Genomic DNA, 25750 nt, shown 5'->3' with positions numbered 1-25750 from the left:
GCGACACCATGACGCGCGGCGCCGTGCGCCGTTTTGTCAACTCTTTACCTCACGCCCCGCGTTGACGCGGTCGCTGTGTGCGAATTAGTGTCGTCATGGATTTCGCACAATGCTGCCCGCGCATTTCGGGGCAGGGAAATTGACGAGAATCAGGCCGGTATTCGCATAACCAGGTCACTGTCACCCGGCAGGGGAAGTCATGGTTGGTCTTGTGAGGGTGTCCGAGCCTTCTCCCATGAGCACGGAGACTCCCTCGTCAGGCGCCATCGACTATGTCGAGCACGCGCTGCTGGCCGCCCGTGACCTGATCGAGTCGACGGTCACCCGGCACCGAAGGGAGCTGGCCCAGGACTCCTGGGCGGGGACGGCTCTGGGGAAGGTGCCGCTCGCCGAGGTCGTCGACACATTGGTCGACTGTGCCGAGCGGACCGTCGGCGTGGTGCTGTCGGGGGACGAGGAGCAGACGCGGGCCGTCTGCGCCGCCCTCGCCCGCCCGGTCAGGGGAGCCCGGCGCGCCGTCGTCGTACGGATGTTGTGCGAGGAGCCGGTGCTGGCCTCGGGGGCGGTACGGGCGCTGGCGCGCACCGATCCGCGGTGCGAGATCCGGATCTGCGACGGCGGGCTGCCCGCGCTGCCCGAGGCGCTGCTCATCGATGGCGAGGTGGTCTACCTCAGAAGGGGGCCGTCGGAGCCGGGGCGGGGCCCGGGGCAGGCGTCGCTCGTCGAGGACCCCGCCACGGTGCGGGCCCTGGAGATGATGTTCGCCGGGACCTGGGGGAACGCCGTGGCGCTCGCGGACTATCCGCGGCTGGGCGGGCGGTTGTGCCCGGACTCCGTACGGCGGATCCTGGAGTGTCTGCGCACCGGCCACACCGATGAGGTGGCGGCGCGCCAGATGCAGGTCTCCTTGCGCACCTACCGCCGGTACGTGGCGGAGATCATGCGCGAACTGGGGGCCAACTCCCGCTTCCAGGCGGGGGTGCGGGCGGTGGAGATGGGGCTGCTGCCCAGCCGTCACTGAACGGCGCTCGAGACCTTGACCACGTCACGAGGCGGAAAGTGCGGGAATATCGACATGATGGAGCGCGGACGCGATCCTGGACCGGAGGCCGCGCTCGCGGGGGACACCCTGGAGGGGGCGCTGCGGGAGGTACGGGACCTCATTGAGTCCACGGTGGTCCAGCACCGCGCCCGGCGGGCCCGGGACGCGCGGTTCACCGAGGTGGGGGTCGAGGACGCCGCGTTCCTCGCCGCCGCCGAGGAGGTGATCGGCCAGGCGGGGCGGAGCGTGGACGCCGTCTTCCCCGAGTGCTCGTCCCGGATGGCGCCGGTGCAGGCCGCGCTCGGCGCGCTGCTCACGGACCTCGGCGAGCCGGTCGGGGTGCGGGTGCTGCGCGGCAGAGCCGCCCCTGGCTCCGGTTCGGCCGGGTCTGCTTCCGGGGCCGCCGCCGCGGGAACGGCGCCCTCGGGGCCCGTACCGCGGCCCATCCCCGGGCCCGTGCCGCCCGCCGAGGCGCCCGGCGCCGCCCCGGCCGCCCACCCCGCGCAGGTGCGGATCGCGTCGGTGCCGCTGCCCACGGCGGTGATCGCCGACGGCCGTACCGCCCTGGTGTGCACCGAGGCCGAGGAGGGGCGGCAGACCTCGGTCATCGAGGACCCGGTGGTGGTGGCCACCCTGTACGGCATGTTCCGCTCCATCTGGGGCGGCGCCGTGCCCGCCGCCCGCCCGCTCGACTTCGGCAACCGCGCCCGCACCGAAATGGTCCGCCGGGTGCTGGCCCGGCTGCGCGACGGGGTCACCGACGAGGCGGCCGCCCGCGATCTGGCGATCTCGGTGCGCACGTACCGCCGCTATGTCACCGGGATCCTGGAGCTGCTGGAGGCCAACTCCCGTTTCCAGGCCGGGGTGCGCGCCACCGAGCTCGGCATCCTTGGAAATAGTTCCGCATGATTATTTCGTTTTCCCCATCGACATTGTGATCCGGAGCGTGCTGGCGATAGGTTGCCTGCGGGCGTGCCGAGATCTGGCAACAGCCGGTAATGCAAGGGGATTTGGGGATGACCGAAGGGCACGGAAGGGGCGCGACCGCCACGGCGGGCGCGGACGGCGAGTCGACCGCGGACGGGCCGCATTCACCCCGACCGGGACATGGGCGAAAGACCGGCGACGGCGGCGGAAATGGTGAGAAGTCACGGCCTGGGACCGGCCGGAAAATGACCGGAGCGGCATCCGGCGCGACTCTCGCCGACCGGCGCGGAACGCTGGCCCGGAGTGTGCTGCCGCCGCTGGTATTCGGGCTGTTGCTGCTTGTCGTCTGGGACATCGTGACCCGGACCGGCGCCGTTGCGGAGTTCTATCTTCCGGCTCCGCTGGACCTCGCACGGCAATTCCTCGACGACGTGTTCCACGGTGATCTCGTCGACTACACCGAGGAGACGGTGTGGGAAGCGCTGGCGGGCAGCGGTATCGGCATCGGAGTGGCGCTGCCGCTGGGCTATCTGATCGCCCGCAGCGAGATCGCCGCGGCGGCCCTCCAGCCGTATGTGGCCGCCTCGCAGGCCATGCCCGCGGTGGCGCTCGCCCCGCTGCTGGCCCTGTGGATCGGGTACGGACTGCTGCCCATCGCGGTCCTCTGCGCGCTGCTGGTCTTCTTCCCCATCCTCGTCAACACCGTGCTGGGGCTGCGTTCGCTGGACCCCGATGTGATGGGGGCCGCGCGGGTGGACGGGGTGGGGTGGTGGGGGATGCTCTGGTACATCGAGTTTCCGCTCGCCCTGCCCAGCGTCCTCGCGGGGGTGCGCAACGGCCTCACGCTCTCCATCACCGGCGCGGTCGTCGGTGAGTTCGTGATGGGCGGCGACGGACTGGGACAGCTGCTGTCGGTGCAGCGCCAGGAGGCCGACACCATCGGACTGTTCTCGACGCTCGTCATGCTCGGCCTTCTCGCCGCCGTCTCGTACGGAGTGGTCCGCCTGGTCGAGCGGCTCGTTCAGCGCGACTGACAACTTTCACCCAAGAGGAGAAGTACGTGCGTTTCGTGCAGACGTCCATGAGGCGTGCCCACAGACATCGGGTCACGGGCGCGGCCGCCCTCGCCTCGGTGCTGGCGCTGGCCACTTTGACCTCATGCGCCGAGGAGCCGAAGAACACGGGGGCCAAGGGCGGCGCAAGCATTACGGTGGGGCTGACCTACACCCCCAACATCCAGTTCTCGCCGTTCTATGTGGCCGCCGAAAAGGGCTACTACAAGGACGCCGGACTCAATGTGACGCTGCGCCACCACGGCGCGGCCGAAGATCTCTTCGGGGCTCTCACATCGGGCAAGGAAGATGTGATCTACGCGGGCGGCGACGAGATGCTTCAGGCGCGTGCCAAGAATGTGCCCGTCGTGGACATCGCCACCTTTTACCAGAAATACCCGGTGGGGCTGATCGTGCCCAAGGAATCCGAGATCCGGACCCCCGCCGACCTCAAGGGCCGGAAGATCGGCACCCCCGGTGCCTTCGGCGAGACCTATTTCGGTTTGCTGGCGCTTCTGAAGGAGGGCGGCCTTTCCACCAAGGACGCCAAGGTACAGAATATCGGCTTCACCCAGCAGGCGGCCCTCACCGGAAACAAGGTCGAGGGGGTGATGGGCTATCTGAACAATGACGCCGTCTCGTTCAAGGAGGCGGGCAAGGAGGTCCGGTCGATAACCCTCAACTCGGGTTCGGCGGGGGATCAGCTGGTCGGTGTGGGTCTCGGCGCCAAGAAGAAGACGCTCGACAAGCGCGGCGGCGACATCAAGAAGTTCGTCGACGCGTCTTTGCGCGGATTGCGCTATGCGATCGACCACCAGGACGAGGCCATCAAGCTCAGCGAGAAGTACGTCCCGGGACTGCGCGGCGAGAAGCAGCGGAACAACGCCCGCGCGGTGCTCAAGGCCACGGCGCCGCTGATGAAGAACGACTCGGGCGAGCTGGGCGCGATCGACCCGCAGACCTGGACCCGGATGGCCGACTTCATGTACGACCAGGGGCTTCTGGAGAAGAGCGTCACACCCGAGGACGCCTACGACACGTCGTATCTGCCCAAGTCATAGCCCGGTTCGGCGGGTGGTCAGGTGCTGCCCGTCGTCCGGTGAGTGAGCCCTGAAAAGGGGTGCAGCGCGGCGGCCACGGTGAACGCGGCCGCCGCGCCCAGTGCGAGGGCCAGCCAGCCGCCCGTGGCCGAGGCGTTGGCCACGACGAACAGCCCGATGGGTGGGCCGGAGGCGGTGCCCAGGTTCCAGGCCAGTGACGCCAGGGCGCTCGCCCGGCCCACCGCCTCGCCCGACCAGCGCAGCAGCAGCGGGTAGAAGGCGGAGGAGTACATCAGCTCGCCCGCCGCGAAGATCACCGCGAACGCCAGCAGCAGTCCGTACCGCACGGCGGCCGGGGCCGCCTCCCCGGCCAGCGCCGCGCCCAGACCGCAGCCGAACGCCCCGGTCCACAGCACCGGACCGGCGGCCAGGCTCACGGTCTCCGGCAGCCGTTCCAGCCGGCGGCGGAGCAGCGGCTGCAGGACGATCAGGGCGAAGGAGTTGGCCGCCACCACGGCGCTGACCCAGCCCAGCGTGACCGCCATGCGGTCGTGCATCAGCAGCGGTACGGTCGCCTCGATCTGGGTGAAGCCGACGATCGCGAAGAGCGCCTGGGCCAGGATCAGCAGCGCCATCGGGCGGGTTCGCAGCAGGGTGCGATAGGTCGGCCCGGCCCCGGACGGCTCTGCTCCCTCGGATGGCTCCGCCGACTCGTGCCGCTCCCGCCGCCGGGGCCGTACGCCCAGGATCACCGCGATCAGCGGCAGCGCCGCCAGCCCATTGGCCAGGTACAGCCAGCGCAGCGCCCCGACCGGGGTGGCCGCGCCGTGCAGCGCCAGCCCGGCCACGACCGAGCCCAGCCCGATCCCGGCGTTGTTGACGATGTGCCGGATGGCGAAGGCCGAGCGGCGGCCGTTCCCGGGGACGGCGGTGTCCACGATGCCCACGATGGAGGCGTAGAAGAGCCCGAAGCCCGCCCCGACGCACACCCCCGAGGCGAGCACCAGCGCCACCGAACCGGCCGGTGCCAGCAGGGCGTAACCGACCGCGAGCGCCGCGCCGCCCAGCGCGCCCACCCGGTGCGGGCTGCCCCGGTCGGCCAGCGGTCCGCCGGCCAGGGCGGCGGCGAAGCTGGCCGCGGCCATCGCGATGAAGTAGCCGCCCGCCGCCCGGCCACCGAGCCCCAGCAACTGGCTGATGTAGATCGAGGTGAACGGGAAGCACAGCCCGTTGCCCAGGCTGGAGAGCAGCAGCGCGCCCATGAGCAGGCCGAAGCGGCGCCCCAGGGGCGTACGGGGCGCCGTGGCGCGGTTGGCCGTCACGAGGTGAGCGCGGCCCGCACCTTGAGCAGCTCCTCGACCCCGCGGAACTCGTACGGGGCCGGGAGGGAGAGCACCACATGGACCGCCCCGGCCTCGGCGAACCCCTCGACCAGCGGTAGCTGGTCCGGGTTGACCATCACCGTACGGGCCACCGCGCCCGGGTCCCGGCCGACCCGTTCGCACCACTCGTCCAGCACGCCGCTCAGCTCGCGGAACTCGGCGACCGGGTCCTCGGAGGCCCAGCCGTACCAGTTCCACCAGTCGGCCTCGCGGGCCACCAGCTCCAGGGTGCGCCGCCGTCCGGCGCCGCCGATCAGCAGCGGAAGCGGGCCCGCCGGGCCGGGGTTGAGCTTGGCCAGCCGCTCCTTGACGGCGGTGACGGACGCGGCGAAGGCGTCCATGCGCCCGGCCGGTCCGGGGAAGGGCAGTCCGTACTCGGTGTGCTCGGCCTCGAACCAGCCTGCGCCAAGACCCAGCACCAGCCGCCCGCCGCTGAGCTGGTCGACGGTGCGGGCCATGTCCGCCAGCAGATGCGGATTGCGGAACGCGGTGCAGCTCACCAGGGGCCCGATGGTGGCCTGCCGGGTCTCGACCGCCATCGCGGACAGCAGCGACCAGCACTCGTAGTGGCGCCCGGCGGGGTCGCCGGTGTGCGGCAGGAAGTGGTCCCAGGTCCACAGCGAGTCGACCCCGATGGCGTCGGCCTCCCGCCACGCGGTGCGCAGCTCGGCGATTCCGGTGTGCTGGGGGTGGAGTTGGACGCCTACGCGCAGGGACACGGAGGGGAATCCTTTCTCTTGGCGGTTCGGGTCTTTATGCCGGTGCACCCGCGGCGGGCGGGCGCCGCGGGCGGCTACGGCGTGACGACCACGCGGTAGACGGGCGTCTCCGCGGCCTGCTTGAGCGCCTTCTCGACCTCGTCCAGCGAGTAGCGCGCCGTGACCAGCGTCTCCAGCCGCCCGGACAGCTCCCCGCCGCGCAGCAGTTCGGCGGCGGCGCGCCAGTCGTCCGGCTCATGGCTGAACGAGCCGGTGACGGTCAGCTGGCGGCGGTGCACCTCATAGCCGGGGAGCTCGGCGGGCGGGCCGCCGGGGCCGCCGCCGTAGAGGACGATGGTGCCGCCGTCGGCGACCGCGGCGAGCGCCGAGGCGATGGCCTCCTTGGACGCGATGGTCACGATGACCACGTCCGCGGGCGGCAGTTGGCCGACGTCCTCGGGGGTGACGGCCGCATCGGCGCCCGCCGCCGCGATGGCGGCCAGCCGCTGCTCGTCCCGTTCGACCGCCGCGACGCCGCGGGCCTGGAGACGCGCGGCGACGGCGAGGTGGAGATGGCCCATGTAGCCGGCGCCGATGACGGTGACCCGGTCCCCGGCGCGGAAGCCGCCGCGGCGCAGCGAGTGGACCACACAGGCCAGCGGTTCGCCCATGGCGGCCACGGCGGGGTCGGCGTCGCCGGCCGGCCACACCCGGGAGGCGGGCAGGGCGATGTACTCGGCGAGCCCGGCGCCCATGGTGATCGCGCCGTCCTCCCGCTTGTGCCCCTGGAGCGCGACGCAGATGGCGGTCTGGCCGCGCCGGCAGCTGCGGCAGGCGCCGCAGCGCGGCAGCCCGTCGAGGGTGACGAGGGAGCCGACGGCGGGCATGTCCTCCAGCGCGGCGGCCTTGGCGCCGATCCGCTCGACCCAGCCGGATATCTCATGTCCCGCGGCGGCGGGGTAGACCGTCATCCGCCCCGCGTAGAGATTGGCCTCCATGGTGCAGATGCCGCAGGCCGCGATGCGTACCAGCACCTCGGAGTCACCGATGTCGGGGACAGGTATCTCCCGGGTCTCCACCTGGCCTGCCGCCGTGATGACAGCTGTCCGCATGTGAACTGCCTTCCCCGCTATGGATGTTGTGCCGGGAGGCTATGCCGGAGCGACCGGGGTGGCAAGGAAGAACGATCACATGCTGGATCGCGCTCCGGAAGATGTCCTGCGGAAGCCCCACCAGATGATCAGGGCTCCGGCCGCGGCGGCGGCCGCGCCGACGATGGAGGCCACGTGCATGGCGTGGACGAACCCCTCGTCGGCGATGTCCGACAGCCGGGGCAGCCGCATCTTCGCGCCGAGCAGCCGGGTGGCCTCGGGCGACTCCGCGGCGCTGTCGGCGGCGCCGGACGGCAGCCCGCTCAGGCGCGGGGTGACCCGGTCGCGGTAGACGCTGACCAGGACCGAGCCGAGGACCGCCACTCCGAGGACGCCGCCGATCTGCCGCAGCGAGTTGTTGACGGCGGAGCCCGCGCCGGTCCGGTCGGCGGGGAGGATCGCCATGATGGCCTCGGTGGTGGGGGCGACGGCGGCGCCCATGCCCAGGCCCTGGAGGATGAGGAAGACCCAGAACAGCGGCAGTCCGCTGTGCTCGTCGAGGAGGACGTACGCGACGAAGCCGGTGGTGGCGATCAGCATGGCCGCGGTGACGACCGGGCGCACCCCGTAGGCCCGTACCAGCTTGGCCGAGAGCGGGGCGCCCAGCAGTACGCCGAGGGCGACCGGGGCGATGGAAAGACCGCACTCCAGCGGGGTCTGGCCGTGGACGCCCTGGAGATAGAAGCTGGTGTAGTACATCGAGCCGTTGAGCCCGAAGAACGTGAGCATGACGGCGACGCTGGCGCCGGTGAAGCGGATGTCGCGGAAGAGCCGGACGTCGAAGCTGGGGTTGGCGACGCGCAGTTCGACGAGGACGAAGACCGCGACCAGCAGCACACCCCCGGCCAGCGAGGCGACGATGGCCGGGTCGGTCCAGTCGTTGCGGTGGCCGCCCTCGATGACGCCCCAGACGATGGCGAAGAGCCCGGCGGTGGAGAGCACCACGCCCAGCGGGTCGAACTTCTGCCGCACCCGGGTGACCACACCGGGCAGGAATACGAACGATCCCGCCACGCACGCCACCACGATCGGCACGTTCACCAGGAAGACCGAACCCCACCAGAAGTGGTCGAGCAGCACTCCACTGAGCATCGGCCCGGTGGCGATCGCGATTCCACTGGAACCCGACCAGATGGCGATCGCGGTGGCCCGGTGCCGCTCGTCGAAGACCTGGGCGATCAGGGCGAGGGTCGCCGGCATGATCAGGGCGCTGCCGATGCCCATCGCGCCGCGGGCCACGATGAGTTCGGTGGCCGAGCCGGAGTAGGCGGCCCAGGCGGAGGCGGCGCCGAAGAGCACCATGCCGGTCAGCAGTAAGCGGCGGTGGCCGTAGCGGTCGGCGAGCACTCCGCCGGTGAACAGCAGCACCGCGAAGACCAGGGTGTAGGAGCTGATGCTCCACTGGAGCTGATTGGGGCTGGCGCCGAGCCCCTCGGTGGGGTCGGCCAGGGTCTTGAGGGCGACGTTCAGCACGGTGTTGTCCAGCCACACCGCGAGTTGGGACAGGACGAGCACCGAAAGTGCGAGCCATTGGCGACCGGTGGGGGAGTGGGAAGGACCGGCCTGGGTGGCATCGGTGGTCGCGGTGTTCTGTGCAGCCATGGGGGCGGCGCCTTTCGGGACCCAAGGCATGGTGGGGGGTCCGCGTCGTATGGCAAGGGATGGCGTGCTGGCTCTAGAGGAAGTTACCAATCCGCCGAGCGGAGGCGCAGCCCCTTGCCGGCACGGGGAGGTGTCGTGGCCGGAACGCGAGGGTATTTCCCGGCGGGAAGTGTCCCATAAGGAACGATCTTCCTTGCCGTGTGCCAGGGGGCTCGTTACTGTTCCCGGAAAGGGAACGGGGGTGTCCTTTGAGCCATTTCGGAATTCAACCAAATGGGCGAGTGCCTATTGACGGATTTGACGGGGAGGTGGGTGCGGGGGGCGCGGTTCGAACGGAGCCGGACATGGGTTCTGACAACCTGGAGGAGACTCTGGGCCAGGCGTTACGCCTCCTGGAGTCCGCCGTGCACCACCACCGCCGGTCCACGCTGGCCTCGGCGTCCGCCGAACTGCCGGTGGACGGGGAGGCCGTGGCCGGGTGGGTGGCGCGGCTGGTGCTGCGCGCCGAGCGGGATGTGATCTGGGGTCTGCCGGAGGTCACGGGCGAGGACCACGCCCGGCTCGTCGGGCAGACGCTCGCCCAGCTGGCGGGCAAGGGGGTCAGGACCCGGATGCTGTGCCCGCCCGCGGTCATCCGGGGCGCGGCGTGGCAGCGCTCGGTGGGCACCGTGGCGCGCCTCGAGGTGCGCGTCTTCGAAGGGGTGCGGCAGGAGCTGGTGGTGGTCGACGGCGCTGCCGTCATCGTGCCCGACGCCTCGCCCGGCGAGCCCGGTGGCTCCCGCGCCTCGATGATCCAGAACTCGACCGTGGCCGATATGCTGCACCAACTGCTGTGCGGCATGTGGGACACGGCCCAGCGCCCGATGCGGCCGCTGTCGTTCGAGGGCGGTGCGCGCGGCCGGGTGCTGCGCGAGGTGCTGACGCTGATGGCGGAGGGCTACAAGGACGACGCCGCGGCGCGCAAGCTCGGCCTTTCGGTGCGTACCTACCGTCGCTATGTGGCCGACATCATGCGGGACCTGCGGGTCGAATCGCGGTTCCAGGCCGGAGTGCGCGCCGTGCGCGCCGGGCTGATGGAGTCCGACCCCGAGTAGGGGTGGGTCGGCGCACCAGGACGGCGGCCGGACCGTCGCACCGGGGGCGGCCGTCGGGTTATTGGCGGTTTGAACGTTATTGGCACGCTTCTGTCCGCCGGCGACCTGGCAGCTTCCTGCAGATTCCATCTTCTGACCGTGGGGTAACCGGCTGTCATCTGCAGCTTTATGACATGCCGACTAGTCGAACGCTGGTGTTCATCGGGTGCGTGACAGCTAGTGGACTCTGGGGTTGTCCCCTCCCGGACCGGCGCCTAGCGTCAGCGGAAGCTTCGTCGCTTTGCCCATGCCCGAAAATGGAGGTGCGCGGTAATGACCGCCATCGTCGAAGAGCGTCGTGAAACCATCAAGGAAATCGTCACCGATATTCTTGAGATCGACCCCGACGAGGTCACCGAGACCAGTCTCTTCAAAGAAGAGCATGACGCGGATTCACTGCGTGCCATTGAAATACTCGCGGCATTGGAGAAGACCTTCAATATTGTCATAGACCAGTCCGAACTCAGCCGGATGGTGAACCTCCGGGGCGTCTATGAGGTTGTCTCCGACGCGGCGGGCTGGTGACCGCCGGATCCTGGCGGACTCCTCGGAAGGCAGGGCGAAATGCGTGGTGAGCCGGGTCGTAGGGTCGTTGTCACCGGCCTCGGGGCGGTGTCCGGCATCGGCATCGGCGCGGCGGAATTCCTCGCCGGACTGCGCGCCGGGAAGAGCGCGGCGGGGCCCATCACCGCGTTCGACACGGAGGGCTTCGACCGCTCTACGGCGTGTGAGGTCAAGGATTTCGAGCCGGACCGGTGGATTCGAAATCTCGATGTGCGGACGCTGGGCCGGGCGAGCCGGTTCTCGGTCGCGGCATCCCGTATGGCGGTGGCCGACGCCGGATTCCCCGAGCCGGAGAGCGCGTTGCGCGACATCCCCTGTCTGATCTCCGTCGGCACGACCGACGGCGAGTCCAGGGACCTGGACCATCTGGTCGAGGAGGAAGTGGACCTGGGGCCCGAGCGGATGGATCCCACGGTCGCCCGGCGGGTGCCCGCCGGACGGCTGTCCAGCGCGATCGCCCAGGAGTTCGGCCTCACCCGCGCCGAGGCGGTCACCCTTCCCACCGCGTGCGCCGCCGGGAACTACGCGGTCGGCTACGGCTACGACGCCATCCGTGGCGGGGACGTGGACGTGGCGCTGTGCGGCGGGGCCGACGCGCTGTGCCGCAAGACCTTCACCGGCTTCTACCGCCTGGGCACCATCGCCCCCGAGCGCTGTCAGCCCTTCGACAAGGACCGCAAGGGCATCCTGACCGGCGAGGGCGCGGGCATCCTGGTCCTGGAGAGCCTGGAGTCGGCGCTGGCCCGGGGCGCCCGTATCTACGCCGAGGTGCTCGGCTACGGCCTCAACTGCGACGCGGACCACCCCGTGGCCCCCAACCAGGACAGCGTGGTCCGCTGTATGCGGCTCGCCCTGGAGAACGCCCGGGTCAAGCCGGACGAGGTCGACTTCATCTCCGCGCACGGCACCGGCACCAAGGCCAACGACATCACCGAGGCCCGCGCCATCCGCCAGGTCTTCGGGGACACCGCCCCGCCGCGCACGGTCTCCATCAAGTCGATGATCGGCCACTCCATGGGCGCCGCCGGGGCCCTGGCCTCGATCGCCTGCTCCCTCGCGCTCACCGAGGGCTTCATCCCGCCGACCATCAACCATGAGCACACCGACCCCGAGTGCGGGCTGGACTGTGTGCCCAACCAGGCCGTGGCAGCGGACCTGAAGGTGGTCCAGAACAACGGGCTGGCCTTCGGCGGCAACAACGCCGTCGTCATCTTCGGCAAGGCCCGAGCGGACTGGTCATGAGTCAGCTGGTGACGGGCGCGGGCGCGGTGGCGAGCGTGGGCGAGGGCGTCGACGAGGTCTTCCGGGCCCTGTGCGCGGGCACCAGCGGACTCGGCGAACTGCGCGGTTTCGACCGGGAGCGGTACCGGACCCGCCACGCCTACGAGATCGACGACCGCCCCGCGCCCGGCACCGACCTCCCGGGCCGCGCCACCGACTGGCTGCTGCGCGCGGTCGGCGAGGCCGCGGCCCAGGCGGGGCTCGGCGAGGACCTGAGCGAGGTGCCCGTCCTCATCGGCACCGGACTGCGGGAGCTGCGCTCGGCCGAGCTCGCCTGGCGCGACGGCACCCCCTTCGACATCGGCCGGCTGCACTTCGGCACCGCGCTGCGGACACGTTTCGGCGCGGTCCGCACCCACACCTTCTCCGGGGCCTGCTCGGCCTCCCTCTACGCGCTCGCACTCGCCGCCGACCTGCTGACCACGGGGGCCGAGGACACCGTCGTGGTGGCCGGAGTCGACACCCTCACCGAGTCGATGTACGGGCTGCTCGACCGCGTCAACAGCGAACCCCCCGACCGCGTCCGGCCGTTCGACCGGGACCGCCGCGGGGTGCTGATGGGCGACGGCGCGGCCGCCGTGGTGCTGCGCCGGGAGGACCCCGGCGCGGAGAGCCGCGCGCTCGGCCGGGTGCGCGCCGTCAGCATGAACTGCGACGCCAACCATGTGACCGCCCCCGACCCGCAGGGCATCGCGCGGGCGGTGCACGAGGCCCAGTGGCGGGCGGGCGTCAAACCCGGCGACATCGACCTGGTGCTGCTGCACGGGACCGGCACCCAGCTGAACGACGCCGCCGAGGCGGCCGCCATAGCCGAGGTCTTCGGCCGCGAGGTCAGCGGGCCCCTGATGACCGCCATCAAGTGCATGACCGGCCACACCTCGGGCGGCTCCGGGCTGCTCAGCCTCATCGTCGCGCTGGAGTCCCTGGCCTCCGGCCGGGTGCCGCCCACCCTGGGCCTGGCCGAACCGCTGCCCGAGGCCGAGGCGTTCCGCTTCGTCCGGGAGGAGGCGCGGGAGGGCGGGGATCTGCGGGTCGCGCAGATCGACGCGTTCGGCTTCGGCGGGGTCAACGCGGTCGCCATCGTCGAGAGGGCCGCCCGATGACGCATGGCCCCGGCGAAGTCGTCGTCACCGGCGTGGGCCTGGCCGTCCCCGGTGCCGGCACCCCCGAGGCGCTGCTGCGCCGCACCGCCTGCCCCGTCACCGGGCCGGCCCCGGAACCGTTCGACACCGCCGCCCGGATCGGCCGCCGGGGCCACCGCTACAAGGACCGGGCGACCCGGCTGGCGCTGTGCGCCGCGCTGGAGGCGCTGCGGAACGCCGGTCTGATCCCCCCCGAGGGCGAGGAGGTGACGGTGCCCGGCGACACCGTGGGCGTGGTCGCCAGCTCCAACCTGGGCAACCTCGACACCGCCTGCCTCACCGCCGCCGCCATCGCCGAGCGGTCGGCCGTGGACCTCAGCCCCATGAGCCTGCCGAACGCCTCCAGCAATGTGATCGCCTCCTGGGTGGCCATCCGCCACGGGCTGCGCGGCCCCAATCTGATGCTGTGCAACGGGGCGACCTCCGGGCTGGACGCCGTGCACTGGGGCGCCGCGCTGGTCGCCGCGGGCCGGGTCCGGCGCGCGGTGGTGATCGGCGTGGAGACGCACAACGCCGTCGTGGAGGATCTGCTCGGCCGGTCCGGCGGTGAGCTGCTGGACGGCGCCGCCGCCCTCGTCGTCGAGGGTGCCCGCTGGGCCGAGGCCCGGGGGGCGCGAGCCGTCGCCGCCCTCGGGCCGTACGAGCGGCGGGCCGGGCTCGGCGGCTGTGTCGAGGCCCTGCTGCCCGACGGTGCCGCCCCCGGCGTCTGGTTCACCCCCGAGCGTTACGCCGAGGGGCCCGCCGGGGCCGTACCGGTGCCGGGGACCGTGCCGCGCTACGACGTCACCGGTGCGGTGGGCCGGGCGTCCGGGGCCCTCGGGGTGCTCCAGTGCGCGGCGGCCGTCGGCTGGCTGGCCCGCGCCGGGGCCGGAGCCGGAGCCGGAGCCGATCCGGAGGCGGGAGTCGGGAGCGCCGCCTTCGAGGCCGGTCCCGGGGCCGTGCCGGACCCGGTGCCCGCGTCCCGTCAGGCGCTGATCACCAGCGGGGACGACACCGCGGACGCCGTGGCCGGACTGCTGTTGCTGCCCACGCCCGACCGGTGCCCCCCGCCCCCCGCACGTGCCGCCCTTATCTCCATGGAGTGTTCCCGATGACCGCCGCCGCCCCGCCGATGTCGACCAAAGCCCTGCTGACGGACGTCACCACCGTCCGGCTGCGCCCGCGCTACGAGGGGTCGAACATCTGCACCTGGATCGGCTTCAAACACGTCAACTACCTCGTCGAGGAAGCCGTGCTGGTGCACTTCGCGGACTCCGGCGCGCCCGCCCGGCGGCTGTACGAGGAGCACGGTCTCGGGTTGGACATCGTTGCCCTGGAGACCCGCATCCTGCACGCCTTCCACATGGACGACGTGGCCGAGGCCGAGGTGGCGCCGGACACCGAGGACGACGACCGCACCCTCGGCTTCCGGGTGACCCTCCGGGTGGAGCGCGACGGCTCGGTCCTCAAGGCCGTGGCCGCCAAGGTGCGGGTCTCGCTGCGCGCCGACACCTATCTGCCGGAGGCGGGCGAACCCCCGGCCGAGTTCGCGCCTTTCGTGGTGGACCGGCTGGGGGCCGAGGCGCGCACGGGCGAGCCGGCGCCGGTAAGGATGCCGCTGCCGGACGGGGACGAGGCCGCCGCCCTGGCGTCGCTGACCGTGGGCCGCAACGCCTACGCCTGGAAGTGGAACATTCCGTACCCCTACTGTCACTTCACCGAGCGGCTCCAGATGTCCGGCTATCTGCGGCTGATGGAGGAGGCCAAGGACCGCTTCGTCCTCGACCGCGGCATCTCCATCAAGACCCTGCTGGACGACCGCAAATGGATACCGGTCGTCCCCCAGTCCTCGGTGCGCGTCATCGACGAGGCGGTGATGGAGGAGGACCTCTACTCCGTCTACACGGTCGAGGAGATCTTCAAGGACCTCACCTACACCGCCCGGATGGACTGCTTCGTGGTCCGCGACGGAGCGCTCACCCTCACCGCCACCGGCCGGATCACCCACGGCTACGCGGTGATCGACAGCCGCAGCGACTGGCGGCTGGTCCCCTTCGACCGGCGGGTGCTGGACGCGCTCGGCGGAGAGCAGAGCGGTACTTGATGGACGACGTACTGGTCACCGGCCTCGGCGCGCTGTCCCCGCTGGGCGCGGGCGTCGACGCCTTCTGGCGCGGGATGCACAAGGCGGACACCGCGCCGACGCGGGTCCCCGATCCGCTCGCCCGGATGGACCATCCGCTGATGTACCTGGTGCCGGAGGCCGACGTTCCGGACGGCCCCGAGGAGCAGGACGGGCTGCCGCTGGGGCGTGGCTCGCGGTTCGCGCTCGCGGCGGCCCGCGAGGCGGTCGCCGACGCGGGGCTGACCGTGGTGCCGGGGCCGGGCGAGCGGCCGGAGGCCGGGGGCCCCGATCCGCGCCGGGTGGCCGTCGCCCTCAGCTCCGGTATGGGCGACACGGATCTGCACGAGGGCTGGTGGACCGGCGAGGCGCCCGCGTCCGGCCGCTGGGCGCCCCCCTTCCCGCTGGCCTCGGTGGTCGGCGGGTGGTTCGGCGCCCAGGGCGTCAACACCTGTGTCAGCAACGCGTGCGCCGCCAGCGGCTACGCGCTCTCGGTGGGCGCCGACCTGATCCGCTCCGGCGAGGCCGACGTGGTCATCGCGGGCGGCGCCGAGGCGTACTCCCGGGTCGCCCTCGCCTGCTTCAACCGGCTGGGGGCCATCGACCCCGAGCGCTGCCGCCCGTTCGCCGTCGAGCGGCGGGGCACCGTCTTCGGCGAGGGTGCCGCCGTGCTCGTCCTGGAGTCCGCCGCGCACGCCCGCGCACGCGGCGTGCGCACCGTCTACGGCCGTCTGGCGGGCACCGGCTGGAGCTGCGACGCCTACCACGCGACCGCCCCCGAGCCCTCCGGCGAGCAGATCGAGCGGGCGATGCGCGAGGCGCTCCGGGAGGCGGGGGCGGAGGCCGAATCGGGGGGCGAATCCGGCTCCGGCGGGCTGGGGTTCGTGATCCCGCACGGCACCGGCACCGCGCTCAACGACGTGGTGGAGAGCCGGGTGCTGGACGCGTTGACCCCCGGTACGCCCCTCTACAGCGTCAAGGCGCTCATCGGGCACACCGGCGGCGCTGCGGGCGCGTTCGCCGCGCTGGCCGCCGGTCTGGTGCTGCACCACAGGACGCTGCCGCCGAACGTGCCGGTCGGCGAGCCGGACCCGGAGTGCGCGGTGCCGCTGCCGTCCGGCTCCGCGCCCATGACCGGGGCGTACGGGCTGGTCAACGCCTACGCCTTCGGCGGCAACAACATCTCGCTCGTCTTCGGGGAGGCCGCCGCGTGAGCAACGGATTCGGGGAGGCCGCCGCGTGAACAGCGAACCGGTCGTCGGCCTGGTGGTGACGGGCATCGGCACCGTGGACGCGGACGGCTTCGACTTCCGCACGGCGCTCGGCCGCCACGGCTACAAGTACCTGCCCGCCGCCTCCCAGTACTTCCTCGCCGCGGCCAAACGCGCGCTGGCCCAGGCGGGCCCGGACGCCCTGGAGGCGGTCGGGCCCGAGCAGCGGGGCGCGGCGGTGGGCACCAACAGCGCGGCCGTCGCCCTGCACCACCGGATGGACCGTACGGTCACCGAAACCGGGGCGGGCGATCTGTCGCCGGTCACCGCGCCCTACTTCTCCATCAACCTCTTCGGCAGCCGGCTGGCCACCGAACACGACCTCAAGGGCTTCAACCTCACCCTCACCAGCCCCCGGGTCGCGGGCCTGGAGGCGCTCCAGACCGGCCAGCGCGCCCTCGCCTCCGGCCGGGCCAGGCGGCTGCTGGCCGGGGCCACCGAGGAGGCGCTGCCCGAGGGCGAGCCGGGGGCGGGCCTCTCGGAGGCCGGGGCCGTCGCGCTGGTGCTGGAGCCCGAACCGGCGGCCCGGAGCCGGGGGGCGGCGGCGCTGGGCCGGGTGGGCGTCCGCTCGTTCTTCCTGCCGCCGAAGGCGGCCGCCTCCGCCGAGGGGGCCGAGCACGCCGCTGCCCTGCTGCGGGACGCGCTGGACGCCCTCGGCCACCGGCCGGACCGGCCGCTGGCCGTCACCGCCGTCCTGGACGGCTCCCCGGTCGGCGCGGCCATGGCGGCGGCGCTGGACGAGAAGGCGCTGGGCGGACGGGCCCTGGGCGGACGGGCCCTGGTGGGGCAGCCCGAGCGGGTCCCGGCGGGCGCGGGCGCCCTGGAGCCGGTGGCGCGTGTGGCCGCCGCCCTCGGCGCACCGGAGGGCCACCCCCACGCCGTGGTCACCGCGGCGGCCGAGGGGAACGCCGCCGTCTGCCTGATCACCCCGGGCGCCCGGCTGGACGCGCCCGCCGGTGCCGACGCGAGCGCCGTAGCGGAAGCGCCCGCCATACCGGAAGCGCCCGCCGGTGCCGACGCGAGCGCCGGAAGCGAGCAGCCGATGAGCGGACGACGAAGGGGGAGCGACCGATGATCACCCGACTCGAAGGTTCCTGGTGCCTGGTCCTGGGCGCCTCCAGCGGTATGGGCCTGGCCATCGCCCATGAACTGGCCCGCGAGGGCGTCCACATCCTCGGCGTCCACTTCGACACCACCGACGGCCAGGAGAAGGCCGCCGTCGCCCGGGAGGAGATGCGCGGCCACGGCGTCGAGGCCCACTTCTTCAACGCCAACGCCGCCTCCGCCCGCACCCGCGAGGAGCTGCTGCCCCGCTTCGAGGAGCTGACCGGCGGCACGGGCATCCGGATCGTGGTGCACTCCCTCGCCTTCGGCACGCTGCTGCCGTACGTCGGCGCCGAGGGCGAGGACAGTCTGACCGCCCGCCAGATGAACATGACGCTCGACGTGATGGCGCACTCGCTCGTCTACTGGACCCAGGACCTGTTCACCGCCGGGCTGCTGCGCCAGGGCGCCAAGGTGTACGCGATGACCAGCGCCGGGGGCACCAGGGTGATGCCCCACTACGGCGCCGTCTCCGCCGCCAAGGCCGCCCTGGAGTCCCATGTGCGCCAGCTCGCCCTGGAGCTCGCACCCTCCGGTATCGCCGTCAACGCGCTGCGCGCCGGGGTCACCCCGACCCCGTCCATGGAGCGCATCCCCGGCAGCGACCGGCTCGCCGCGCACGCCCGGGACCTCAATCCGCACCGGCGGCTGACCCGGCCCGAGGACGTCGCCGAGGCGGTCTCGCTGCTCTCGCGCACCGACTCCTCCTGGATCACCGGCAATGTGATCGGCGTGGACGGCGGTGAGCTGCTGACATGACGGCCCATCTGCTGATCGAGAGCGGCGGGCCGCAGACCGGGCCCGCCTGTGCGCGGTTCCTCGGCGATGCCGCGCGGCTGGCCAGGGACGGTCACCAGGTGGTGCTGTTCCTCGTGGAGAACGGTGTGACCGCCGCCGTCCCCGGCACCGCCCCGGGCATCGAGACGTTCCTGAGCGACGGCGGCGAGCTGTGGGTGGACACCTTCTCCGCCGCCCAGCGCGCCGTGCACGCCGCCGATCTGACGCCCCGGGCGCGGCTGGTGGAGATGGACGACGTGGCCGCCAAGCTGCTGGAGCCGCGGATCAGGGCGGTGTGGCACTGATGCCCAGGCCCGTCCCCCGTACCGATGTGCTGCTCAACCTCTTCGGCGCGCCCCACCAGACCGACCTGGTCACCTCGGCGCTGCGGCTGGCGGCCGCGCTGCTCGGCCGGGGTGCCCGGGTGCAGATCTGGACCTGCGGCGACGCCACCCGGCTGACCGGCGCCGCCCTCGGCGACACCAAACCGCGCGACTACACCGACCTCGGGCGCGAGCACCCCTCCACCGCCCGGGTTGTCCGCGAGCTGATCGAGGACCACCCCGACCGGCTGTACTGGTACGTGTGCCGCTTCTGCGCCGAGGAGCGGGGCGCCGCAGAGCAGATCCCGCAGGTGCGCACGCGGGCGCCGTTCGTCTTCGCCGAGCATGTGAACGCGGCGGACAAGAGCCTGCTCATGGGGGTGTGCTGAGCCATGGGCGACCAGGCGCGCTGGCTGCTGATCGTGGAGAAGGCGTACCGGGGCTCGATCGAGACCCAGTACGCCGACGTGCTGTACTGCGTGCCCGATCTGCACCGGCAGAGCGGCGGCTGCGATCTGGCGCTGCGCGGCCCCGCCGCCGGCTACGCCCTCGACACCGGCTCCCGGCCCTCGCTGCGGCTCGGCGGCCGCACCCTGGACACCCTGCCCCATCCGCCCACCTCCGTGGCGAAGCTGCTGGCCACCGGGGTGACCGTGCTGGTCGAGGAGGACGGCCTGGCCGCGCTCGGCCGCACCGCCGCCGAGCGGCTGCTGCCCGGCGTACGCGTCATCGGGGGCGACGACCTCGCGGCCCGCTGGCCCTCGTACGAACAGGTGTGGTTCCTGTGACCCGCCCCTCCCACGGCCCCTTGGCCTCTACCGAAGGAGTACCCGAACCCATGGTCAACGCCCCCTCCGGGGCAGCCCCGGTCATCTCGGCCTGGACCGCCGTATCGCCCCTGGGGCTGCGCGGTTCCGACTTCACCGCGGCCCTGCGGTCCGGCCGCTCGGCCGCCCGGCCGCTGGACCCCGAGGAGTGGTCGGCGCCGTTCCGCGAGGCGAGCCTCGTGCCCGACTTCCACATCCGGCAGATCCTCGGCCGCAAGGGCACCCGCTCCATGGACCGGGCCACCGGCCTCGCCGTCACCGCGATACGCCAACTGCTGACCGGGGAGCGGGAGTACGGCGAGGGCGAGCGGCTGCCTGGGGTGGGCGAGGAGACCGGTCTCGCGCTCGGCACCAGCACCGGCTCCGCCCAGAGCATCATGGACTTCACCCGGGACTCGCTGGTGGGCGAGAAGCCCTTCTACGTGGACCCGGCCCGGTTCCCCAACACCGTGATGAACTGCGCGGCCGGCCAGTCCGCCATCTGGCACGGGCTCAGGGGCCCCAACACCACCATCGCGGGCGGCCGCGCCACCGGACTGCTCGCCCTGCGGTACGCGGTGCGGCTCCAGCGGGCCGGACGGGCCGGCGCCGTGCTGTGCGGGGCGGTCGAGGAGTTCTCCTCCGCCCGCGCCTGGCTGGAGTGGCACGCCCGCGCGGACGAGAACAGCGCCGCCGTGCTCGGCGAGGGCGCGGCCGTATGGCTGCTGGAGCCCGACGCCTCGGCGCGCGAACACGGCCGCGAGGGGCTCGCCGAGGTGGTGGGCCTGGAGTTCGGCTGCGCCGCGGACGCGAAGGCCGCCCGTACGGTGCTCGCCGAGACGATCGTCCGGCTGCTGGACCGCACCGGGGTTACCCCCGGCGAACTGAGCGCCGTCGCCGACTCCGGTGCCCCCGGCGCCGAGGGCGAGGCCGAGCGCGACGCCCTCGCCGACGCCCTCGGCGGCCAGGAGCCGCCGCGGATCACGGCCGCCGACACCATCGGGGACACCTGCGCCGCCGCGGCGGCCTTCCAGATCGCCGCCGTGCTCGCGATGGCCGAGCGCAAGGAGATCCCCTCCGGCGGAACCGCCCTGGTCACCACCGTGGACCGGGACGGCGTGGTCGGCGCGGCCCTGCTGCGGATCCGGTGACGGGCCGCCGCCCCCTGAACTGAAGGAGCTGGATGAGATGACGGACCGAGAGACGACGGCCACGCCCCCCGCGGCCCCCGGCGACGCGGCGCCCCGTACGGCGCTGGTCTTCCCCGGGCAGGGCGCCCAGAAGGCGGGCATGGGCGAGGCGTGGCGGGACGCCGCGTCGTGGGCGGTGGTGGCGGAGATCTCCGAGTACACCGGTATCGACGTCGAGGAACTCCTGCTGAAGGCCGACGACGAGACGCTGCGCCGCACCGACCTCGCCCAGATCGCCGTCTTCACCGTCGAGGTGCTCGCCCACCGCGAGGCGGCGGCCGCCGGGCTGCTGGGCGGGGTGGTGGCCTGCGCCGGGCACAGCCTGGGCGAGTACACCGCGCTGCACGCCGCCGGGGCCGTACCGCTCGCCGACACCGCCCGTCTCGTCGCCGCCCGCGGCCGGGCCATGCGCGCCTGCGCCGAGCGGTCGCCCGGCACCATGGCCGCCGTGGTGCGGCTCGGCCCGGAGACCGTGGAGACGCTGGTGGCCCGGGTCCAGGAGGAGGGCGGCCGGGGGGAGGGCGGCCGGGTCTGGATCGCCAATGTGAACGCGCCCGGCGCCATCGTGCTCTCGGGCACCGCCGAGGCCGTGGACCGGCTCGCCGAACTGGCCGTGGAGAGCGAGGGCAAGGTGATCCGGCTCGCCGTCGGCGGCGCCTTCCACAGCCCGCTGATGGCCGCGGCCGCCGACGAGCTGCGCGCGGCCCTGGCCGCCGTGGACTTCGCCCCCGGGCACACCCCGGTCGTCGCCAATGTGGACGCCCGCCCGTACGCGAGCGGCGAGCACTGGCGGGACCTGGAACTGAACCAGCTCACCAGCCCGGTGCGCTGGGAGGAGAGCGTCCGCACGCTCGCCGGCGAGCTGGGCTGCGTCCGGTTCGTGGAGCTGGGCCCCGGGCGCCAGCTGACCGGCATGATCCGCCGGATCGCGGACGGCGCGCTCACCGTCCCGGTCGAGTCGGCCGCCGCCCTCGCCAAGCTCACCACCCCCGAACCCTGAGCCACGCTCTGAGAGCGGAAGGAGACCCCGCATGGCCGACGCCACCGCCGCCCTGGACATGGACGAGCTGCGCACCTTCGTCGCGGATGTGCTCGACGTGGACGAGGAGGACGTCACCGACGACGCCGACTTCGTCAAGACCCTCGGCGTGGACTCCCTGATGGCCCTCGAGGTCATGGTCGTCCTGGAGAAGAAGTACTCGGTGAAGCTGGAGGAGCGGGAGATGAAGGACATCACCACGCTCCGGAAGGTGCACGACCTGCTCGCCTCGAAGATGGGGAAGTGAGATGACGACGGCCGCGTGCGGGCCGGTGGACGGCACCGTGGAGGTCGTGGACCCGGGCGTCCCCGGTGAGCGGCCCGCCCGGTGCGTGGCCGTGGTCGGCGCGTCGGAGAAGGTGTTCGCCGGGCACTTCCCGGGGTTCGCCATCTTCCCCGGAGTGTGTGTCGTGGAGTACGTCCAGCGCGGTGCCCTCGCCACCATGCCGGAGCGCGAACCGGGCGGGCGCTGGGTCCTGGCGGCCGTCGAGTCCTCCCGCTTCCTCAGCCCGGTCTACCCCGGTGACGAACTGACCAGCGAATACGTCTGGTCGCGCAAGGACGGCGGCTGGCGCTGCCGGGCCTCGGCGGCCACCGGGCGCGGGCCCGCCGCGCAGATAAGGCTGCGCTTCGAGAACCGGGACGCGGACGGCGCGGCGGCCGGGGCGGGGGAGCGGAGCGACCAAGACGTACGCGCCCGAGGAGCGGACGCCGGATGATCACCGTCGACGAGATCAAGCGGAGGCTGCCGCACCGCTACCCCATGCTGCTGGTCGACCGGGTCACCGAGCTGGTGCCGGGCGAGCGGGCGAGCGGGCTGAAGGCGGTCACCTGCAATGAGCCCTGGTACGAGGGGATGCCGGACACCGCGACCGAGGAGGACTACCACTATCCGTGGACGGTGCTCATCGAGTCCTGGTGCCATGTGGCCGGGGTGCTGGTCACCTGGGACCGGCCCAACCCCGATGTGCGCTCGGGCAAGGCGATGCTGCTCGGCGGCATCGCCGATGCCGAGTTCCACCGGCCGGTGGTGCCCGGAGATGTGGTGGAGCATCATGTGCGGCTGGCCCGCCAGGTCGGCGAGACCTATGTCTTCGAGGGGGAGAGCCTGGTCGGCAAGGAGACCGCCCTCACCATAGGGCGGCTGACGATGACCATGCGCCCGGCCTCCGACCTGGCCACCCCGCCCGCGACCGCTCAGCCCGCGACCGCTCAGCCCGCGACCGACCCGCCCGTGCCCGACCCGCTCTGATCGCAGACCACCCCCGGGAGAAGGACCTCACCGTATGTCCGACCGAATATCCGACGACACGGGCCGCGCATCCGGTGACGAGGAGCCGACGCCTGACGAGCCGCGGACGTCTGACGAGCCGCCGACGCCCGACGAGGAGCCGACGCCGCGCGTCGCGCTGGTCTCCGGCGGCTCCCGCGGCATAGGCCGGGCCACCGTGCTCCGGCTGGCCCGGGACGGTTTCGATGTGGCGTTCTGCCATCGCTCCAGCCCCGACGCCGCCCGTGAGCTGGAGGAGGAGGCGGCCCGGCTCGGTGGCGGGCGGGTGCTCGGCCGACAGACGGACGTCCGCGACGCGGGCGCGGTGCGCGAGCTGGTCGCCTTCACCGAGGAGTCGCTCGGCCCGGTCGAGGTCGCGGTCACCTCCGCCGGGGTCACCCGGGACAATCCGCTGCTGCTGATGACGGACGAGGAGTGGCGCGGCGTCCTGGAGGTCAACCTGGACGGCACCTATCACCTTTGTCGTTCGGTGGTGTTCGGAATGATGAAACGCAAGTCCGGATGCGTCATCAACATCTCGTCCGTGGCCGGTGTCCACGGCAATGCGACCCAGAGCAATTACGCGGCCTCCAAAGCGGGGATCATCGGCTTCACCAAGTCGCTCGCCAAGGAGGTCGGCCGGTACGGCGTTCGAGCCAATGTGGTGGCACCCGGCTTCATCGAGACCGATATGACGGCCGGGCTCTCCGACCGGATGCGCGAGGAGGCGGAGCGGAGCATCCCGCTGCGCCGCTTCGGCCGTCCGGAGGAGGTCGCCGACATGGTCGCGTACCTGGTCGGAGCGGAGTATGTGACCGGCGCGGTGTTCCAGGTGGACGGCGGCATCGTCCTCTGACGGGCAGCGCCGCACCGCTGTGCGGGCGGTGCGCACGATGTGATCGCTCGCTGAACGAGCGTTACGCAGGAGACGGACGAGCGAGGGGGTACGGACGTGGCAGCCAAGCGCAGCAAAGTACCGCGGTTCTATTTCAATTTCCGCAGCCCGTACAGCTGGATCGCCTACCGTGATCTGATGGACCGCTATCCGGATGTCGCACAGGCGGTGGAATGGCGCCTGTGGTGGGAGCCGGACGCGGACGGGGAGCGCCGTATGGCCGAACACGGCCATCACTTCCCCTATTCGGCGATGTCCCGGGAGAAGCATCTCTATATCCTCCAGGATGTGCGCCGACTGACGACCGACCGCGGGCTCGCGGTCAGCTGGCCGGTGGATCACGACCCGGTCTGGGAGGTGCCCCATCTGCCGTACTTCCTCGCGCTCGACGCGGGGCTCGGCCCCGCCTGGATCGAGCGCGTCTACCGGGCGCGCTGGCAGGAGGGCCGCGACATCTGCGACCGTACGACCGTCGCGGAGATCGCCGGGGAGCTGGGGCTGCCGGCCGATCGGGCGGCAGCGGCCGCCGATGACGAGGAGCTGCGCGGTGGCCGGGGGCTCCAGGCCCTGCTCGCGCTCGGCGACGCCGGGGCGTTCGGGGTGCCGTTCTTCACTCACGGCTATGACAAGTTCTGGGGCGTGGACCGGCTGGCGGCCTTCGTCGCGTCGGTCCGCTCCGGGTCCGATTCCGGTCCTGGGGCCGGTTCGGGTTCCGGGGCCGGCTCGCGGTCCGGCTCCAGGTCCCGGGACACGCCCCTCGCCGGGGCGGCGGACCCGGACGTCGCCGAGCTGTCGGACGCGGACTTCGCCGCCGCCCGGTCGGCCGATCCGGGCCATGCCGGAGGCTGTGGCTGACTCTTCGCCCGCCCGCTCGTTCACACGTTGTCGCCCGCCCGCCCAGCCGCCCGTCCCGACCGAGACGAGAACGCCCTGACCGCCGACGGACACTCCCCCTCCTGGAGGACGCAGATGCCCGAGCCACGCCAGACGTCGGCGCGGCCTCCTTCCCTGGGAGCCCGCGCCCTCTCGGCCGCGGCCCTGCCGATCGCCCCGCTGTTCGGGGTCTCGCTGGCGTATCTGGCCTTCCATCCGCGGCGCCGGGAACAGCGGGAGCACCCCCGGGACCACGGGCTGCCCTGCACCGAGCTGAAGGTCCCCTTCGGGGCGCGGAAGCACCTCGACGCCTGGCTGTGCCCGGGGTCCCCCGAGAAGGTGGTGGTGCTCGGGCACAGCATGGCGACGGCGAAGGACCACAGCCTCCGCCACGCCAAGTTCCTGCACGACGCCGGGTACACCGTCTGTCTGTTCGACCACCGCAACCACGGGGCCAGCAGCGACGACCGGGCGCTGTTCGGGCTCGGCGACCGGTTCGCGAGCGATGTCACCGCCGTGGTGTCCCATCTGCGCGGCCGGCGTGGGTACGGCACGGCACGGATAGCCTTCTACGGCTTCTCGTTCTCGTGCTTCTCGTCCATGTGGGCGCTGACGCACGACGGATTCGAACTTGACGCGCTGGTGTGCGACAGCGGGCCGGGGCACGACGTACCGCCGCTGCTGCGCAAGTTCCTGGAGGCGGAGGCGCTGCCGCTGCCCGCCGTGCTGAAGGGCGAACCCGCCCGTTCGGTGGTGGCGCGGACGCTGTGCGCGGTGGGACCGGCCATGCTCCGGGCCCAGTGGCCACCGCCCGCGACGGGCAAGTTCGCCAAGATCCCCCTGTTGTTCATGTCGGGCGAGCACGATGCGATCGTGCCGCCCTCCTCGGTGGACGCGCTGGCCGAACGCTATGCCCAAGCCGAGACGCACGTCCTGCCGGGAGCCGAGCATCTGCTCGGGCTGGAGACCGATCCTGAAGGCTACGCGAGCGTGGTGCTGGATTTCCTCGAGCGGGCCCTGGGGTAGCCACCTTGACCGTCCCCGACGGGACGGAACTTTTTCGGAAGAGGGAAGAGAGAGCATGCAA

Annotated in this window: 28 protein-coding genes; 24 read left to right on the top strand and 4 right to left on the bottom strand. The window is 72.4% G+C overall.

The window, feature by feature from the left end:
- The first annotated feature begins 235 nt into the window (after positions 1–235).
- From NP777_RS39075 to NP777_RS39060, 4 genes are all read left to right on the top strand, one after another.
- Positions 236–1021, top strand: a complete 786-nt coding sequence (locus tag NP777_RS39075; RefSeq protein WP_256654927.1) for a helix-turn-helix transcriptional regulator — start codon at positions 236–238, stop codon at positions 1019–1021.
- Between the two features lie 54 nt (positions 1022–1075).
- Positions 1076–1951, top strand: coding sequence for a helix-turn-helix transcriptional regulator (locus NP777_RS39070; RefSeq protein WP_256654926.1), 876 nt, complete (start codon positions 1076–1078; stop codon positions 1949–1951).
- 488 nt (positions 1952–2439) lie between these two features.
- Entirely contained in the window at positions 2440–3003 is a 564-nt protein-coding gene (locus NP777_RS39065) for an ABC transporter permease (protein ID WP_256654975.1), read from the top strand.
- Positions 3004–3029: 26 nt separating this feature from the next.
- Positions 3030–4082, top strand: coding sequence for an ABC transporter substrate-binding protein (locus tag NP777_RS39060; RefSeq protein ID WP_256654925.1), 1053 nt, complete (start codon positions 3030–3032; stop codon positions 4080–4082).
- A gap of 17 nt (positions 4083–4099) precedes the next feature.
- Here the strand turns inward: NP777_RS39060 and NP777_RS39055 are convergent, their stop codons facing one another.
- The 4 genes from NP777_RS39055 to NP777_RS39040 form a co-directional block, all read right to left on the bottom strand.
- Entirely contained in the window at positions 4100–5383 is a 1284-nt protein-coding gene (locus tag NP777_RS39055) for an MFS transporter (RefSeq protein WP_256654924.1), read from the bottom strand.
- Positions 5380–6162 (bottom strand): LLM class F420-dependent oxidoreductase, encoded by a 783-nt coding sequence (locus NP777_RS39050; RefSeq protein WP_256654923.1) that lies wholly within the window; start codon positions 6160–6162, stop codon positions 5380–5382. Before NP777_RS39050 ends, NP777_RS39055 begins: the two co-directional genes overlap by 4 nt.
- 74 nt (positions 6163–6236) lie before the next feature.
- Positions 6237–7253 carry a zinc-dependent alcohol dehydrogenase gene (locus tag NP777_RS39045; RefSeq protein ID WP_256654922.1) on the bottom strand — a complete coding sequence of 339 codons (1017 nt, stop codon included), beginning with the start codon at positions 7251–7253 and terminating at the stop codon, positions 6237–6239.
- Between the two features lie 75 nt (positions 7254–7328).
- Positions 7329–8894 (bottom strand): MFS transporter, encoded by a 1566-nt coding sequence (locus NP777_RS39040; protein ID WP_256654921.1) that lies wholly within the window; start codon positions 8892–8894, stop codon positions 7329–7331.
- Between the two features lie 344 nt (positions 8895–9238).
- Here NP777_RS39040 and NP777_RS39035 point away from each other — a divergent pair, with 344 nt between their 5' ends.
- From NP777_RS39035 to NP777_RS38940, 20 genes are all read left to right on the top strand, one after another.
- Positions 9239–9988 carry a helix-turn-helix transcriptional regulator gene (locus NP777_RS39035; RefSeq protein ID WP_256654920.1) on the top strand — a complete coding sequence of 250 codons (750 nt, stop codon included), beginning with the start codon at positions 9239–9241 and terminating at the stop codon, positions 9986–9988.
- Between the two features lie 312 nt (positions 9989–10300).
- Complete coding sequence (locus NP777_RS39030; protein WP_020871025.1) at positions 10301–10552, top strand: acyl carrier protein; 252 nt, start codon at positions 10301–10303, stop codon at positions 10550–10552.
- Positions 10553–10591: 39 nt separating this feature from the next.
- Positions 10592–11833 carry a beta-ketoacyl-[acyl-carrier-protein] synthase family protein gene (locus NP777_RS39025; protein ID WP_256654919.1) on the top strand — a complete coding sequence of 414 codons (1242 nt, stop codon included), beginning with the start codon at positions 10592–10594 and terminating at the stop codon, positions 11831–11833.
- On the top strand, positions 11830–12975 hold the full coding sequence (locus NP777_RS39020) for a beta-ketoacyl synthase N-terminal-like domain-containing protein (protein WP_256654918.1): 1146 nt from the start codon (positions 11830–11832) through the stop codon (positions 12973–12975). The genes NP777_RS39025 and NP777_RS39020 overlap by 4 nt, the downstream gene beginning before the upstream one ends.
- Positions 12972–14108 carry a beta-ketoacyl synthase N-terminal-like domain-containing protein gene (locus tag NP777_RS39015; protein ID WP_256654917.1) on the top strand — a complete coding sequence of 379 codons (1137 nt, stop codon included), beginning with the start codon at positions 12972–12974 and terminating at the stop codon, positions 14106–14108. The genes NP777_RS39020 and NP777_RS39015 overlap by 4 nt, the downstream gene beginning before the upstream one ends.
- Positions 14105–15097, top strand: coding sequence for a hypothetical protein (locus tag NP777_RS39010; protein WP_256654916.1), 993 nt, complete (start codon positions 14105–14107; stop codon positions 15095–15097). The genes NP777_RS39015 and NP777_RS39010 overlap by 4 nt, the downstream gene beginning before the upstream one ends.
- Positions 15097–16329, top strand: a complete 1233-nt coding sequence (locus NP777_RS39005; protein WP_256654915.1) for a beta-ketoacyl synthase N-terminal-like domain-containing protein — start codon at positions 15097–15099, stop codon at positions 16327–16329. The genes NP777_RS39010 and NP777_RS39005 overlap by 1 nt, the downstream gene beginning before the upstream one ends.
- 25 nt (positions 16330–16354) lie before the next feature.
- A complete protein-coding gene (locus NP777_RS39000; RefSeq protein WP_256654914.1) occupies positions 16355–17461 on the top strand; it encodes a beta-ketoacyl synthase N-terminal-like domain-containing protein in 1107 nt (368 codons plus the stop codon).
- Positions 17458–18249, top strand: a complete 792-nt coding sequence (locus tag NP777_RS38995) for an SDR family oxidoreductase (RefSeq protein ID WP_256654913.1) — start codon at positions 17458–17460, stop codon at positions 18247–18249. The genes NP777_RS39000 and NP777_RS38995 overlap by 4 nt, the downstream gene beginning before the upstream one ends.
- A complete protein-coding gene (locus NP777_RS38990) occupies positions 18246–18572 on the top strand; it encodes a DsrE family protein (RefSeq protein ID WP_256654912.1) in 327 nt (108 codons plus the stop codon). Before NP777_RS38995 ends, NP777_RS38990 begins: the two co-directional genes overlap by 4 nt.
- Positions 18572–18979, top strand: a complete 408-nt coding sequence (locus NP777_RS38985) for a hypothetical protein (RefSeq protein ID WP_256654911.1) — start codon at positions 18572–18574, stop codon at positions 18977–18979. The genes NP777_RS38990 and NP777_RS38985 overlap by 1 nt, the downstream gene beginning before the upstream one ends.
- A gap of 3 nt (positions 18980–18982) precedes the next feature.
- A complete protein-coding gene (locus NP777_RS38980) occupies positions 18983–19378 on the top strand; it encodes a hypothetical protein (RefSeq protein WP_256654910.1) in 396 nt (131 codons plus the stop codon).
- A gap of 50 nt (positions 19379–19428) precedes the next feature.
- Positions 19429–20547, top strand: coding sequence for a beta-ketoacyl synthase N-terminal-like domain-containing protein (locus NP777_RS38975; protein ID WP_256654909.1), 1119 nt, complete (start codon positions 19429–19431; stop codon positions 20545–20547).
- A 37-nt stretch (positions 20548–20584) separates the two neighbouring features.
- A complete protein-coding gene (locus NP777_RS38970) occupies positions 20585–21586 on the top strand; it encodes an ACP S-malonyltransferase (protein WP_256654908.1) in 1002 nt (333 codons plus the stop codon).
- A gap of 31 nt (positions 21587–21617) precedes the next feature.
- Entirely contained in the window at positions 21618–21872 is a 255-nt protein-coding gene (locus NP777_RS38965; RefSeq protein ID WP_020871038.1) for an acyl carrier protein, read from the top strand.
- A gap of 1 nt (position 21873) precedes the next feature.
- Positions 21874–22344 (top strand): 3-hydroxyacyl-ACP dehydratase FabZ family protein, encoded by a 471-nt coding sequence (locus NP777_RS38960; protein ID WP_256654907.1) that lies wholly within the window; start codon positions 21874–21876, stop codon positions 22342–22344.
- A complete protein-coding gene (locus NP777_RS38955) occupies positions 22341–22877 on the top strand; it encodes a 3-hydroxyacyl-ACP dehydratase FabZ family protein (protein ID WP_256654906.1) in 537 nt (178 codons plus the stop codon). The genes NP777_RS38960 and NP777_RS38955 overlap by 4 nt, the downstream gene beginning before the upstream one ends.
- 34 nt (positions 22878–22911) lie before the next feature.
- Complete coding sequence (gene fabG, locus NP777_RS38950) at positions 22912–23751, top strand: 3-oxoacyl-ACP reductase FabG (protein WP_256654905.1); 840 nt, start codon at positions 22912–22914, stop codon at positions 23749–23751.
- A gap of 96 nt (positions 23752–23847) precedes the next feature.
- Positions 23848–24645, top strand: coding sequence for a DsbA family protein (locus tag NP777_RS38945; protein ID WP_256654904.1), 798 nt, complete (start codon positions 23848–23850; stop codon positions 24643–24645).
- 114 nt (positions 24646–24759) lie between these two features.
- On the top strand, positions 24760–25689 hold the full coding sequence (locus NP777_RS38940; protein WP_256654903.1) for an alpha/beta hydrolase: 930 nt from the start codon (positions 24760–24762) through the stop codon (positions 25687–25689).
- Positions 25690–25750 lie beyond the last annotated feature (61 nt).

It is taken from the genome of Streptomyces rugosispiralis (genome assembly GCF_024505145.1).
GTDB lineage: Bacteria > Actinomycetota > Actinomycetes > Streptomycetales > Streptomycetaceae > Streptomyces > Streptomyces rugosispiralis.
This window is presented reverse-complemented; position numbering and strand designations above follow the sequence as displayed.

What these genes read in the sequence shown, in the direction of transcription:
- NP777_RS39075 (WP_256654927.1), top strand. Translation starts at nt 236, where the DNA reads ATGAGCACGGAGACTCCCTCGTCAGGCGCCATCGACTATGTCGAGCAC.
- NP777_RS39070 (WP_256654926.1), top strand. Translation starts at nt 1,076, where the DNA reads ATGATGGAGCGCGGACGCGATCCTGGACCGGAGGCCGCGCTCGCGGGG.
- NP777_RS39045 (WP_256654922.1), bottom strand. Translation starts at nt 7,253, where the DNA reads ATGCGGACAGCTGTCATCACGGCGGCAGGCCAGGTGGAGACCCGGGAG.
- NP777_RS39040 (WP_256654921.1), bottom strand. Translation starts at nt 8,894, where the DNA reads ATGGCTGCACAGAACACCGCGACCACCGATGCCACCCAGGCCGGTCCT.
- NP777_RS39035 (WP_256654920.1), top strand. Translation starts at nt 9,239, where the DNA reads ATGGGTTCTGACAACCTGGAGGAGACTCTGGGCCAGGCGTTACGCCTC.
- NP777_RS39030 (WP_020871025.1), top strand. Translation starts at nt 10,301, where the DNA reads ATGACCGCCATCGTCGAAGAGCGTCGTGAAACCATCAAGGAAATCGTC.
- NP777_RS39025 (WP_256654919.1), top strand. Translation starts at nt 10,592, where the DNA reads ATGCGTGGTGAGCCGGGTCGTAGGGTCGTTGTCACCGGCCTCGGGGCG.
- NP777_RS39020 (WP_256654918.1), top strand. Translation starts at nt 11,830, where the DNA reads ATGAGTCAGCTGGTGACGGGCGCGGGCGCGGTGGCGAGCGTGGGCGAG.
- NP777_RS39015 (WP_256654917.1), top strand. Translation starts at nt 12,972, where the DNA reads ATGACGCATGGCCCCGGCGAAGTCGTCGTCACCGGCGTGGGCCTGGCC.
- NP777_RS39010 (WP_256654916.1), top strand. Translation starts at nt 14,105, where the DNA reads ATGACCGCCGCCGCCCCGCCGATGTCGACCAAAGCCCTGCTGACGGAC.
- NP777_RS39005 (WP_256654915.1), top strand. Translation starts at nt 15,097, where the DNA reads ATGGACGACGTACTGGTCACCGGCCTCGGCGCGCTGTCCCCGCTGGGC.
- NP777_RS38995 (WP_256654913.1), top strand. Translation starts at nt 17,458, where the DNA reads ATGATCACCCGACTCGAAGGTTCCTGGTGCCTGGTCCTGGGCGCCTCC.
- NP777_RS38990 (WP_256654912.1), top strand. Translation starts at nt 18,246, where the DNA reads ATGACGGCCCATCTGCTGATCGAGAGCGGCGGGCCGCAGACCGGGCCC.
- NP777_RS38985 (WP_256654911.1), top strand. Translation starts at nt 18,572, where the DNA reads ATGCCCAGGCCCGTCCCCCGTACCGATGTGCTGCTCAACCTCTTCGGC.
- NP777_RS38980 (WP_256654910.1), top strand. Translation starts at nt 18,983, where the DNA reads ATGGGCGACCAGGCGCGCTGGCTGCTGATCGTGGAGAAGGCGTACCGG.
- NP777_RS38975 (WP_256654909.1), top strand. Translation starts at nt 19,429, where the DNA reads ATGGTCAACGCCCCCTCCGGGGCAGCCCCGGTCATCTCGGCCTGGACC.
- NP777_RS38970 (WP_256654908.1), top strand. Translation starts at nt 20,585, where the DNA reads ATGACGGACCGAGAGACGACGGCCACGCCCCCCGCGGCCCCCGGCGAC.
- NP777_RS38965 (WP_020871038.1), top strand. Translation starts at nt 21,618, where the DNA reads ATGGCCGACGCCACCGCCGCCCTGGACATGGACGAGCTGCGCACCTTC.
- NP777_RS38960 (WP_256654907.1), top strand. Translation starts at nt 21,874, where the DNA reads ATGACGACGGCCGCGTGCGGGCCGGTGGACGGCACCGTGGAGGTCGTG.
- NP777_RS38955 (WP_256654906.1), top strand. Translation starts at nt 22,341, where the DNA reads ATGATCACCGTCGACGAGATCAAGCGGAGGCTGCCGCACCGCTACCCC.
- fabG (WP_256654905.1), top strand. Translation starts at nt 22,912, where the DNA reads ATGTCCGACCGAATATCCGACGACACGGGCCGCGCATCCGGTGACGAG.
- NP777_RS38940 (WP_256654903.1), top strand. Translation starts at nt 24,760, where the DNA reads ATGCCCGAGCCACGCCAGACGTCGGCGCGGCCTCCTTCCCTGGGAGCC.